The 13,326-nt window shown below is 38.5% G+C and carries 12 protein-coding genes and 1 riboswitch; all 12 genes read right to left on the bottom strand.

Features of this window, described 5'->3' with window-relative positions; translation table 11 throughout:
* Nucleotides 1–99: 99 nt before the first annotated feature.
* The 12 genes from NZD88_RS10285 to NZD88_RS10230 all read right to left on the bottom strand — a co-directional run bounded on the left by NZD88_RS10285 (nt 100) and on the right by NZD88_RS10230 (nt 13,039).
* Nucleotides 100–2,379: a T9SS type A sorting domain-containing protein gene (locus NZD88_RS10285; protein ID WP_259829076.1), complete on the bottom strand. Its 2,280-nt coding sequence runs from the start codon at nt 2,377–2,379 to the stop codon at nt 100–102.
* Nucleotides 2,380–2,408: 29 nt separating this feature from the next.
* Entirely contained in the window at nt 2,409–3,617 is a 1,209-nt protein-coding gene (locus NZD88_RS10280; protein WP_259829075.1) for a cell surface protein, read from the bottom strand.
* Nucleotides 3,618–3,631: 14 nt separating this feature from the next.
* Nucleotides 3,632–4,765: a YncE family protein gene (locus tag NZD88_RS10275; RefSeq protein WP_259829074.1), complete on the bottom strand. Its 1,134-nt coding sequence runs from the start codon at nt 4,763–4,765 to the stop codon at nt 3,632–3,634.
* Nucleotides 4,762–6,792 (bottom strand): TonB-dependent receptor plug domain-containing protein, encoded by a 2,031-nt coding sequence (locus tag NZD88_RS10270; RefSeq protein ID WP_259829073.1) that lies wholly within the window; start codon nt 6,790–6,792, stop codon nt 4,762–4,764. The genes NZD88_RS10275 and NZD88_RS10270 overlap by 4 nt, the downstream gene beginning before the upstream one ends.
* A gap of 109 nt (nt 6,793–6,901) precedes the next feature.
* Nucleotides 6,902–7,089: riboswitch (cobalamin riboswitch) on the bottom strand.
* 227 nt (nt 7,090–7,316) lie between these two features.
* Nucleotides 7,317–8,168, bottom strand: a complete 852-nt coding sequence (locus NZD88_RS10265; RefSeq protein ID WP_259829072.1) for a transporter — start codon at nt 8,166–8,168, stop codon at nt 7,317–7,319.
* Between the two features lie 101 nt (nt 8,169–8,269).
* Nucleotides 8,270–9,316, bottom strand: a complete 1,047-nt coding sequence (locus NZD88_RS10260) for a cytochrome-c peroxidase (protein WP_259829071.1) — start codon at nt 9,314–9,316, stop codon at nt 8,270–8,272.
* Nucleotides 9,309–10,136: an MbnP family protein gene (locus tag NZD88_RS10255; RefSeq protein ID WP_259829070.1), complete on the bottom strand. Its 828-nt coding sequence runs from the start codon at nt 10,134–10,136 to the stop codon at nt 9,309–9,311. Before NZD88_RS10255 ends, NZD88_RS10260 begins: the two co-directional genes overlap by 8 nt.
* 196 nt (nt 10,137–10,332) lie before the next feature.
* Entirely contained in the window at nt 10,333–10,701 is a 369-nt protein-coding gene (locus NZD88_RS10250; RefSeq protein WP_259829069.1) for a hypothetical protein, read from the bottom strand.
* A gap of 2 nt (nt 10,702–10,703) precedes the next feature.
* Nucleotides 10,704–11,378 carry a superoxide dismutase gene (locus NZD88_RS10245; RefSeq protein ID WP_169233990.1) on the bottom strand — a complete coding sequence of 225 codons (675 nt, stop codon included), beginning with the start codon at nt 11,376–11,378 and terminating at the stop codon, nt 10,704–10,706.
* A gap of 199 nt (nt 11,379–11,577) precedes the next feature.
* Entirely contained in the window at nt 11,578–12,261 is a 684-nt protein-coding gene (locus NZD88_RS10240) for an SCO family protein (protein ID WP_423738661.1), read from the bottom strand.
* On the bottom strand, nt 12,248–12,523 hold the full coding sequence (locus tag NZD88_RS10235; RefSeq protein ID WP_259829068.1) for a YHS domain-containing protein: 276 nt from the start codon (nt 12,521–12,523) through the stop codon (nt 12,248–12,250). The genes NZD88_RS10240 and NZD88_RS10235 overlap by 14 nt, the downstream gene beginning before the upstream one ends.
* 153 nt (nt 12,524–12,676) lie before the next feature.
* A complete protein-coding gene (locus tag NZD88_RS10230) occupies nt 12,677–13,039 on the bottom strand; it encodes a hypothetical protein (protein ID WP_259829067.1) in 363 nt (120 codons plus the stop codon).
* Between the last annotated feature and the right edge of the window lie 287 nt (nt 13,040–13,326).

The following is a 13,326-nucleotide window of genomic DNA, read 5'->3' as shown; positions in this document are numbered from 1 at the left end:
CCTGCCGGAATCTTTTTTTTATACAATCAACCCTAAAGAAATAAAAACCGGCGGCCCGAATGGGCCGCCGATTCATTGAAATAAAATAGACTGTGAAAACTATTTTTTGATCAATTTCTGTTGATATACTGCTTTATCCGTAACAGCTTTCAGAATATATACTCCGTTCGGAAGCGTGCTTACATTCATCTGACCGTTGTTAAGCTGTGTATTTACCAATTTACCGGAAACATCATAAACAGAAACGTTTAGGATCTTCTCCTGAGTTTTAATGGTAAGAATATCTGTCACTGGATTCGGGTAGATACTGAATTCAATTTTCTTCACTTCTGCTGTCGCCAGAACGGAAGCAGTACTGTTGACAGTAAGTGTTTTTTCAACGACTTTTCCGTTTGAATTAAAGCTGATCTTAATATCAGCAGTTCCTGAAGCCATCGGCGTCAGAACAAGCTCATCATTGGCGTTGATCACTGCAGAAACAGCCGCCGGATTCGAGTTCGATTTAATTGATTTTACAATGGCTGATGAAAGATTATCCTCATCAGAAACTATTGTTTTCAGATCAATTACAGATGCATTGTTTACATTAACCTGTGATGGGAAAGTACTGCTTACCGAAGGAAGAGTATTATCCGGGAATACGGCCAAAGATGGGAACCAGTAGTAATCATTAAGCGTTTTGGTATCGGTAAGGGTTCCTGTAGCATCAATCGTATGGATCCAGTTTTTCTGATAGTGAGCGCCGTAACCGCTTTCCGTAGTATTCAGGATCAGTTGATCCGTTGAAGGATTTACCCGAAGTCCGGCACCGTAAGGAATCTGTTTGTATGTCCCGGTCTGTCCCGGAACTGCTGCAAAGTTTTCATTAAACGCTTTTGTTGTTACATCAAACTTTACGATCTGCGCTCCTGAAACAAAACTGTTGGCCGAATTGATCCAGTATAAAACATTCTGTTTGCTGCTCGCTGTAAAGCTTCCTGCATTCCATGCTCCCCAGGAGCCTAAATACTTAGTGGTAGGAATATTATAAGAAGTAGTGGTAAATGTTGTAGGATGAATGTTCACTACTTTCTGATCCTGGATAGCCCAAATACTTCCGTCTTTTGCCTGAACAATAGAATGGAAAGATCCCGGAATCGTATTGATAAGGGTATCAGTTGCAGGGTCAATGACTAAAATTCCGGCAGACTGTTTCACTGCAAATACATATTTCGAAGAACGGATCATATTTCCGATCTGTCCGGCATACTGGCCACCGCCACCTGTTCCGGTTACTGCACTTCCAACCTGTAAATTAGCTATATCAAATACAAAAACGCCGTTAGAAGCTCCGATGTACCCTTTGTTTTCGTTAACTCCAACAAATGACCTTCCGTCACCGCCTCCAATATTGTTAAATCCTGCAATTTTCTGCATCGTCTGCGCATTAGCCACAACAAGTCTTCCTCCAGGAGTATACTGAGTATCTCCACCATCTGCAGCCTGTTTTGAAATAAAATAGAATTTATCTCCGTAGATCGTTCCATATTGGGTTGTAGCACCAAAAGCATGATTGTTATTGGCATTGCTGTACACACGGTAGTTGATCTGTCCATTACTATCAATGAAATTTACAGACCCGTTGGTATGTCCGTACCATTCTTCATTCACCATAAAGTAGCCATTCGTAAAATTAGTAGAAGCCACATAAGCTGATACCGGTGTTAGGGTTGAAGAAATAGGAAACGAATTCATCCCTGGATTAAAATTCCATACATCCCACGAGCCATTCTGAAGCACACGGGAAGAAGCGCCTACCCCTGAATATCCGAAATCAACATCTGTAGGATCTTTTACCCAATAAGACCAGTAACTGTTGTACCATCCCGATCCCCAATGATCAGCGGCATCTGCTGCAGTATAATCATCAAAATCATAGGCAGCAGTATTTACAATACCATTTAAAGGATAGTAAGGATAGGTTATATTTCCGCTTTTGTAAAGTGCATTACTGTTTTGCCCGTTCAGGTCAAAACCCATTCCTCCGATGGCTGTTCCGAACTGGGTTCCCGGATAAAGCAATGTGAAAAATCTGTGATCTGTCTGTGCAATGGCTTTCAGCATATCTTCTCCAGTCGCGGTTCCGTTCCATCTGAATCCCCATACCAGCGCATCAGGATTTTTACTATCATTCCATTGTACCACAAAAGCAGCTTCATTTGTTCCGCTTCCCACCCAATACTGGATATCAGAAAAACTGATATTGTTGGTTACTGTGGTATTCAGCTGATTGTTGCTGATACTCTGAATATCATTTCTGGGTACGCCCTGGACTGTTACCTGCGCATTCGTAAAAAGTGCAAACAGAAACAGCATGGTTAAAAGGTAAAACTTTTTCATTTTTTAAATTATATATTAAATTTTGTTTCTTATTTAAGATGCAGGTCATAGGCACCTCCTACTTCAGTAGAGACTTCGCCAAGCCAGCCCGCTTCCTGATTGATACCGGTGTATACTTTAATAAAATCAATACCGGGAAGTTTTACATAGTTCCCGTTCCTGTCTACAGCCCAGGAAATATCAATATTAGAAGCTTCGTCAGTATTCGGGGCATTATCGGCATAGCCGTACTCATAAGATGTTCCTACCCAATAATTTCCCACTCCGCTTTGGTCGTAATAATTATCCTTAAGTCTGGTTCCTGTCAGGCTATAAGAAGTACCTGAAAGCCATAAAGGATAATAGCTTTGCGAATGGAAGGTATTTTTGGTTTTAAGCCCTGAATTCCCAATATTATCCTGCCATTTGATGTACTCCACATCAGTCTGCCAAAGTTCACTTCCGGGAACTGGGGGCTTATTTTCGTTGGGCTTGAAGTAGGTTATGCTGTAATTCTTAGTTGTTGTATTTTTAAAATATTCGCTGCCGGCGATTTCGTACCACTCATCCTCATCAGGCTTTCCATTTTTATTTTTATCAAAGCCAACCATGATGATACCGGGCTCGCAGGATCCTGTTCTGGTTGCATTGGCATTATTTCCCCAAAAAGCATTGCCCAAAATTTTGAAATCTCTTCCTTCAAGGTTGGGAATCGTATGGTCAAAGCCAAAAGCAACATAACCCCCAAAACCGCCAAGTGTAATCATCATAGAATTGCCACCTATCAATAATTCTCTGGCTTTTTTAATCATATCAGCCTCGGTATTTCCGCTTGCGTATGTAGGATTATCATTGATAAACTGTCCAACAGCAGGACGGAATTCGAAAACATCTGCAATGTATTTGCTGTAAGGGGTTAGCTCTTTATTGACAATGATTGAAGATTTGTAGGTTTTCACAGCGCCTTTTACTTCTACCCTTAATGTCAAAGGGTAAGTTTTTACAACAGGGCTTACAAAGTCCAACTGCAGATGATCAGAAATAATAGAATCATTAATGCTCCAGGTAAGCTTGCCTTCAATTTTAGGATCTATACTCAAAAGTTTAAGCCTGTCTATCGTATAGGATTCCCTAAGAACTTCTGTAGGAAAAGTAACTTCTTCCACCACTTCCTCACTATCGCTTTTACAAGCAACAATTCCCAAAAGAACAGAAGAGAGAAGGGTAATTTTTAAAATAGTTCTGGTTTTTCTTTCCATTTTTTCCGATGTGATTATTTATATAAAAAAGTAAAATGGGCCGGGATATTTCCGCCTTCGGTTTTCCACTTGAATTTTCCGCTCTTATCGAAACAGTATACATAACCGGTGGTTACATAATTTCTGGCATCTGTGAGATAGATGTCCTCCGTATAAGGATTTACAGCAATTCCATACGGAGCTCTGATCTCGTCCACATATTGCGGGTCAATAATTTTGTTGGAAATGACCTGCTCTGTCTTGACATCAATAATTCCAAAGGTCTTGACGTAGGTATGGGTATTGTAATTAAACTCATTCCCGTAATAATACAGCTTGTCATTCACGATGGTCATCCCGCTGACTGCAACATGGAAGTCTTTTTCCACTGTTCCGGTAGCAGCATCCACCAGAAAAAGACTGGATGGAATGTTATAATAATCTCCTCTGGAACTCACATACAGATCTCCATAATTATCTTTTTTAATACGGTGAAGGTTGATCGCCACATCAATTTTCTTAGTTTGCGTAAAACTGTTGAGATCAATAACAGAAACAGTTTTATCATAATTCGGGAACATATATCCTCCTGAATTGGCTACAAAAAGCTGATCACCGATAATCTCCATTTCCTCCGGCTGATACCCTACTACAGCCTGTCTTTGAATAGTCAGTGAAGCAGTATCGATTTCTACCACTTTACCGGGTGGAGAATTTGGATTTAGTTCAACAGGGCCGGCATAGCTGCTCGCATATACTTTAGTGCCTTTAAAAGACATATAGCGGCAGTTCTGCAACTGTATGGTTTTGATTCTTTTGGCAGTTTTAGCATCCAAAACTTCAATTTTATTGGACACATTCACCACGACGTACATTTTACTTCCGTAAATCATGATGTGATTTCCCACGTCGCCCAGCTCTTTTATCACAGTGGGGTTGATCTCTGCATAAATGTTCTTGTGATATGTTCCTGTAGCATAATCGAAATAATCGAGCGTACATTTGTTGCTCCCCATATTTCCTTCGTTCAGAAGATAAAAACCTTTAATGGGGGTATCTTCTCCGGTACTTACCTCTTTTTTTTCTGAGGGAACCACATAATCATCTGTCCGGCAGGAGAATAGAAATAAAAGAGTAAAAGCCAGCAGGCAAAAGTTTAGTTTTTTCATAATGTAAAGCTTACAACAAGTTTAAAATTTCTTCCGGGCATCGGATAATTCCTTACCACGTCATAATATTGATCAAGCACGTTATTGACCTCAAAACTGGCTTTGAACTGATGGGAATGCCAGTTGAATTTTTTCTGAACGGATAAATCATGGGTGTACCAGGGCTGTAGATAATTAGCCCGGATATTATTCAGCTGCGCATCATAACGCTCTCCTGTATACATAAAACTGTAATTGAAACTCCAGTCTTTGTAATCCGCCATCATGGTAAAGGTCGCAGCATGCCATGGCACGTAAGAGATCTGATCTCCGTAATAATCATCTTTTTTATCGGTATAATCTCCGGCCCGCTGATAGGTATAACTTACCAGAGGTTTCAGTTTAACTTTACTGATATCAAATTCAGCCTGAACATTCACGTCTGCACCAATAATTCTCACATCGCCTAAATTCGTCATCATCCACCTGAAGAGATTGTTGGTGGGAACAGCTACAATTTTGTTCTCCACTTCATTATAATACCCATCCACTTTCACATAAATACCTTTAAAAACTTTATGATCATAGAGTTTCTGATAGGTAAAACCTGCATCATACTGGTTGGTGTATTCTGGTTTCAGCATTACATTTCCGATCATTGTATAATACAGATCATTGAAAGTTGGCATCCTGAAAATTCTTTTGTAAAAAGCCCGTACTGTAAAATCTTTTGATTCAAATGGCTGATAGCTAAGGAAAGCAGAAGGTGTCCATTCCGTTTTGTCGGGAGATTTTGCATTCTTTTTTACGTTTTCATGTACGAAAGTTCCGAGAATACTTCCCAAAAATTTGAACCGGCTCCACTGATAGGTTGTCGCAAAAGCAACGAGCGATGTATAGCGGGTAGGATATGAAAAATCTGTCAGATCAGCATTCAGATTATTATACTGAAAATCAAAGCTGGCACTTACATCCCAGTCCTTACTGATGGAGTACATATTGGATGTAGAAAAATACAGTTCCCTCTGAATATAAGAATTATCTATCGGGAGAACAGTTGTGGCAATATTCACCGTATCTAAAAACCTGGTGTAGTCATAGGCAAATTTGGCTTTCACCTGAGTTTCAAATTTTGGAAACAGTTTTTTCCTGAAACTGGCCTGAACAAAATAATTTTCATCCAGCATCTGCTGACCTTTAGGTTTAAAATTATTGCTGACAATAGGTGTAGGAATTCCACGATCCGAAATATATCCGTAACCCCGTACATTCCAGCTTCCGTCATTAAGGGTACCGTTTATACTGGTTTCAAAACGTTTCGCACGGATGTAGGAGTCGTATCTTCTTGCAATGGTATCGTTGGCAATAGATCCGTCAGAATTTTTCTTTTCATATTTAAACTTATACAACCCGTCGCTCTGTACAAACTCTGAACTGAAACTTGCCGAAACTTTATCTGAAAGCTTCTGCTCTAAACGGAATGAAGGATTAAATAGACTGATGGAGCCTAACTTTAGCTTAAGGATCAAGTTTGTTTTTTGATCTCCTTTAAAAACCGGTGTTTTAGGCTGAAGATAAATGGATCCTGAAGATCCGAAATCCCTTGCAGGTTGAAAAATTTCACTTTTCTGACCATTGTACAAAGAGACAGATTCAATATCATCCAGTGAGAATTTACTCAGATCCACAATCCCGTTCTGAACATTTCCAAGCTGGATTCCATCATAGAAAACACCTACGTGCTGGCTTCCCATACTCCGGATATTCACCGTTTTCAGGCCACCCATTCCACCGTAATCTTTGATCTGAACTCCCGAAAAGTATCGTAAAGCATCAGCCACCGACTGACTGTTCAGCCTTTCAAGCTGCTCGCCGGAAAGGACCTGTGCAGGAAGAATTTCTTTAAAATCTTTTTTGTAAAGCTGAATAGGAAGAATGGTTTTCTCCCGGATCGTATCTCCGGATTGTGAGAATAGAAGTTGAGATGCCATCACAAATAATGTGATAACGCCTTTTTTAAACTGTGAAGCAGTACATTTTCTGACCATTAGCTCATTGAGAATAATATTGACGCTAATGGATATAAGATAGCAAAGATAAAGCGCAGCTATCACTGCACAAAATCATTGTTGTCCTAAGCTTTATTCCACGAAAGCATCAAACGTTCATCCTCTGGCAGGTCTTCTGACTTACTCCGTTTTTGAAATCCTTCCCATTAAAAAAAAACAGTGGATATACTCTTCAAAAACTTTGATGTGGAGCTTACAGCAGCGGGTCTGTCCCGGATTTTCACCGGATTCCCTTTTAAGTGCTTTTTACAGCGCACCAGATTGCGGCAAAGATAGAAAATTATTAATATATGCAATACGCGGCATAATAAATTAATTCCCAGCACTATGAAAACATTTTTAATAAAATCTGCGTACGTGATATTATGTTAAGCTTCATTTTTTTGCGCGAAGACTTTCTACGAAAAAACCTTATAGATTTTAGAAATCTATAAGGTTGATTAACAGTAAACAATTTTCAGTACTAATAACTGGCGGCTTCGGCAGCCTCAGCTAACACTACATTAAATTCCAAAATTGATAAAAACACTGAATCTGGATTTTGCTTCAATGTCACCTCCTGCTAAATTAGAATAGGCGGGCAGCATCACTTCCCCTCCTAAGCTGATTTTTTTATAAGAAGCCTCAAAACCAACCTTTCCATATAAAGCACTTCCTGCTGTGTTGGGCAGTACCTCATTAAACTGTTTGTTTTTATCATAGACCTCGCCCTGAAGTCCTGCTTTAGCAGAGAAAATAGTCTTTTCATTTCCTGCGAGCTGGTAAAAACCTGTTGCTGCATAATTCCATTGGTTTCCGAAGTGATACTTCTTTTTGTTTTCAGTCTTTACGGTGTAATCTGTATTAACCAGCACAGCCAGCTTATTCTTTTGAAATTTATAGTTTAAAGCGGCCTGATAATCCCAGCTTCCCGTTCCCAGCTGAAAACTGGGATTGACACCGGAAGCTCCTTTTTCATCAAATTTCCCCAAAGGAATTTTAACGCCCAAACCACCGTGGAGTTGGTGAAAATTATCTTTAGAATTGATGATCCGATAGATTCCCATCAGGTTCAGATCTCCGATTCCATTGATATTGATATCCCCTTGCATTGTTTTTTTCTCATGAAAATGAAACGGCAAGCTGGCGTATACACTCAATTTTTCAGTCACAGGAATCTTTCCCCATACCTGCAGGGTATTAAAATACTGGTCCTGAGTAAGATCTTTGACAAATAGATTCTCTTTGGCTTTATAATGCTGTGCAAAATATTTAATTCCAATAAACTGAGGATTTAGCAAAGACTCAAAACCGGAAGATCCGTTTCCTGCGGCACAACCACAAGCATCGCAATCATCAAGTATAATACTATTCATATGGTCTGCCATATAAAGACTATCGTTAATTGTTTTAGCCTGAAAAATCACTGATAAAACAAGGCTGAGTGTAAAAATTATTCTGTTTATGTTCCTCATGGTCATTCTGCAAATTTTGGATTAGAAATAAAGTTTTTATCGGACAAAGTTTTCAAAAAGGCGATGATAAATTGCTTTTCCTGAGTATTCATCGCAATTCCGATGTGCCCGTTCTGTTTCAATTGTGGATCAAGATTGGGATTGTCTTCTACGTTATCTGAATAGAAATTAAGAACGGCTTCCAACGTGTAGAATCTTCCGTCATGCATATACGGTGCGGTATATTCTACATTTCTCAGACTCGGTACACGAAATTTCATCCAATCCGCCTGATCAAGCGTTACCCGATAACGCCCGGCATCTTTGAACTGGGCATTGTGATACATTCCTGTATTTCTGAAACTCTCATCCGTAAATAATTCTCCGCTATGACAGGATGTACATTTCTGTTTAAAAAGAGCCATTCCTTGAGATTCTTCAGGGGTAAAAGTTTCTTTTCCCTGTTTTACTCTGTCGTATTTCGAGTCTGCAGAGATCATGCTTGCCATAAACTGCGATAGCGCTTTCAATATTCTTTCACCCGTCATATTTTCGTCACCGTAAGCTGCCATGAAGAGTTTTTTATACTTCGGATCATCCTTTAATTTAGAAATCACCTCTGGCATGGAGCTGTCCATTTCATTCACATCTGTGATCGGTATGATCGGCTGTTCGTTCAGATTATGAATGACACCATCCCACATATATCTCTTGAGGAATGCCATATTTTGAATCGGCGGTGCATTACGAATTCCTATTCTGTCATCCACTCCATGGCTCACAGTATGGCCATGGTGGGTAAAAGCATTTTCCTGAATATGACAGAATCCACAGGATATGGTATTATTTCTTGAAAGCTTTCCTTCATAAAATAATTTTCTACCCAGCTCTACTCCATTTTTAGTCACCGGATTACCGGATGCATCGAAAGTCATTTCAGGAAAGTAAGACGGAAACTGCAGCGAATAAGCTTCATCTTTTTCCAGCGGCTGGATGACCTCATCTGAACAAGACAGGCAACTCAAAAAAGTAATGACAACCCATATTGTTTTCAATAAAATCCTAATCATTGTGAACGTGATCTACTTTAAACATCGCTGTAAGATTATTCGTAACATCTACGAGATGCTGGCTGGAGCCCATCATCATATTATTTTCTGTAGTAAGAGAAAGGGTTTTGCTTCCGCTCAGAAACTGATTCAGATCTGCAAGAATATGAATGGAAGGCTTTATCTGTGAAGTTACTCTGGCGGTTGTCGGCAGATTCAACGTAATTTCCCGGTAAAGATCCGGAGTAGTATTAGCGATAACATTTCCCATATTTCCGGTATGATTCATGAATTCTGTGTCTGCAGAAGCTGAACCGTATTTCCCTTCCAGTTTTACAAAAACATAACCGGCTGCCCAGGACCAAGACATTCCTTTCTGTTTAGCTTTCGTCCAGAATTCTGCCTGGCCGTCCTGTCCTAAGAGATAAGCCTTCTGACTGATCCCAAGTCCGAATTTTACTTTTTTGTAATTATTTTTAGGAATTCCGTTCAGATCAAGATAGATCACTCCCGCAACAGCGTCTGCCTGATCGATGATAAAAGCGCCTTTATCAGGATTATTTTCATTGTATTTGAATTCATTTCCGCCCTCATCAATCAAAGTGATGTTGCTGATGACATATTTTAATGCGGAGAAATTATGTTTCTGTCCGGCCGCGGAAGTCTGTACCGTTTGGTTGAGAACAATATCCCCCAGGTTATTGAAGCCGTTTTCAAATTTGATCTGAATATTTCCGGTTGAAGTATCCTGCGGATCATCGTCATCGCTGTTCTGACATGAGGATAAAGTGAATAAACTAAAGGCAATAAAGAATAATGATAAAAATTTATAAATTTTCATTTGGATTATTTAAGTTGAATTTTTTGAAATAGAAATATTTTTGAATGGGTGAACATTCAATTTTTTTTAACCACAAAAGGCACAAAATTTTTTGACACTTTAGCTATTTAAAGTGTATTGAAAAACTGTTTAAGGAACACTGAAGCTTCGGAGAACCTTATATGCGCTTTGTAATTTGTAATGATTAAAATTGAACTTAAAAAACCGGTGGTTTGAAAATGTGTTTTAGAAACAGAAAAGAATAGGCTGTTTCGTAAAGAAAATTGAAATGTACAGAAAGGAGTTTTTCTGCATTTTGAATAGAGGTAATGTCAGGAAGCGTACAGATATCAAGAATTTTCTGTCCTGAATTTTTTGTTTTGTTTAAAGGCGAAGAATCAGAATCATTCGTCTTTGAAAGTTCCTTGCTTAAATAACATTTTCCGTTACAGTGGAGCTCCGGCTTGCTTTTATTGATGCAGAGAACGGTGGATATGTAATTATAATTTACAGCATACTCCATTAATGGGATCAGAGGTCTGAACGCCATATAAAGAGTGAGGAATATGCTGCAAATTAAGTTCATCTTTATTTTTTGCTTATCGCATCATCATATCTTTTGCTTACTTCTTTCCAGTTAAGCACATTCCAGATCGCTGTAAGATAGTCAGCTCTTTTGTTCTGGTATTTCAGGTAATAAGCGTGTTCCCACACATCAATTCCTAAGATCGGAGTTCCTTTTTCTTCTACGACATCCATCAGAGGGTTATCCTGGTTAGGTGTAGAAGACACGAATAATTTTCCGTTCTTATCTACAGAAAGCCATGCCCATCCTGAACCGAAACGGTCTGCACCCGCTTTGCTAATCTTTTCTTTGAATGCATCCATACTTCCAAAAGTCTCAGTAATTGCTTTAGCCAATTTTTCAGAAGGCTTTGTATTTTTTACAGGCGTAAGAACTGTCCAGAAAAGCTCGTGGTTGTAATGGCCTCCTGCATTGTTTCTTACCGCTGGAGTCAATTTAGAAACACCGGAAAGGATTTGGAATAAAGTCTGTTTTTCCTGTGGTGTTCCTGCAATTGCTTTATTTAAATTAGCAACATACGCTGCAGCATGCTTAGAATAGTGAATTTCCATAGTCTGTGCATCTACCGAACCTTCCAATGCATTGTAGGCATAAGGAAGTGGATTCTGCTTAAACTGCGCGAAGGCAAATTGTGCTGCTACTACGGCACCTAAAGTTGCTACTTTCAAAATCTTCATAATTTTTTGTATTTATGGTTTAACAATATTTTTTATTTATAGAAGGAAGAGGGAGGAGGGAAGCACGAAGTTATTTCTGCCTGAAGATGGCTATCCTTCATTGATACTTCTCCATATCATCTTTTTAATCATGTGCATTACTGACTGCCATCAATCATTACCCTCATCATAACTTCCATCTTCTTTCTTCCAACTTACTTTATTTCAATAATTTCTTAATATCCTCGATCAATATTTCCCGGTCAGGATGATATTTCCCGTTGAGTTTCGGGGTCTTTCCTTCGGGATCTTCATAGTTCAGCCCCGAGTAGTACAGGATCGGCATATTTTCTTTATTGTATCTGCAGCGGATATTCCCCTCTTGATCTACCAGAGCGATCATTCCACTGTGGTTAAGGCTTTCGCTGTCGTCTTCCTGATCTCCTATATAGATATTGAACTGGTCTGCCAGTTTTCCGATATAGTCTCTGTTTCCTGTTAGAAAATGCCAGTCGGGAGATTTTGCGCCTACACTTTTAGCATGTTCTTTTAATGCAGCAGGCGTATCGTTTTCCGGATCAATACTTATGGAAATAATTCCGAATTCCGGGCTGTTTATCTCATCTTCAATAAATCTCATATTACGGTTCATCACAGGACAAATCGTAGGACACCTGCTGAAGAAAAACTCCACCAGATATACTTTTCCCAGCATATCTTTATTGGTGATCTTTTTATTATTCTGGTCGGTGAGTTCAAAATCGGGAACCTTCATTACGGTATACAGGTTCTTTTTAAAATATCCCATTCCAACACCTATTCCAAGAAACAAAAGGGCAAAAATAGCAATCGGAATGATCACCTTTCTTTTTATGCCTGGAGCTTCCTTTTTAGTTTTGGACATATTTCTCAGGATTTTTTTTGAACTCGTCCTTACAGAGGATACTGCAAAAACCGTACGTTTTATTTTTATAGACCACCGTATCTTTCATATCATCCTCTGTTTTCATATGACAGATAGGATCTTCTGCATTAGCAAATTTCACTTTCTTAACAGTAGATTTTGAAGATGTTGTACTCTTTTTATGCTTTACTTTAGGCGTTTCCTGGCCACAGGCAAATAATGAAACTGACAATAATGCAGTCAAAATAATTTTTGATTTCATTTTAATTGTAAATTGAAATTGATAGTATGACGAATGTGTACATTAATTTTTAACACAAAGATAATCGTCGTTTTATTACTTATTGCTTAAAGCAACATTCAGCTATAAAAACGAAGGTATTTTGAGAAAAAAACTAAAAGAATAGTTGAAAAATTAAGCTAAAGGAGGATGGAATATCCTGGAGAAATAGTCTGAAGTATGATCAACAATATAATCCGAATGTATAGCCTTAGCTTCAGTATCAGATTCTTTCTGTCCTAAAAATGAAAGGGTATTGTGGGAAACAAAAACATCCAGTACAGATATTTTGATAACCTGCGAATTGTTGGATTGTTTTTCTGTTTTCGCCAGTTCTTTGCTGACGTAACACTTCCCTTTACACGTTGACTGAGGAACATTTCTGTTGTCACAGAGGTTTTTTACAATATAGTCATAGTTCACGGCATAGTTTACCAATGGCAAAACAGGGCGTAATGCAATGGTAAAAATAATGAATATGGAAATAAAAAATCTCAATGATCAGTTCTGTTGTACAAATATACTACTCAAATTGTGTTTATGTATTATTTATGATGAATGTCATTGATTATTTTTAGATTGGGATTAGGGAAAATAAGGTTTCTTGAAGTTGTGATAGTTTTCCTCGCGCAGATTATGGTGATTTTGCAGATTTTTTATGATTATAAAAAACCTTATAGGTTTTGGAAATCTATAAGGTTTGGTTGTTTTCTATTTTTAAATGGATGATGTAATGTTTTTTAATCGCAAGGACGCGAAAGTTATTATGACAGGTTGTTTTTAAA

Origin of the sequence: Chryseobacterium pyrolae (assembly GCF_025153485.1) — a bacterium.
Classification (GTDB): Bacteria; Bacteroidota; Bacteroidia; order Flavobacteriales; family Weeksellaceae; genus Chryseobacterium; species Chryseobacterium antibioticum.
Note: the sequence above shows the minus strand (reverse complement) of the source record. Positions and strands in the feature narration are given on the sequence as shown.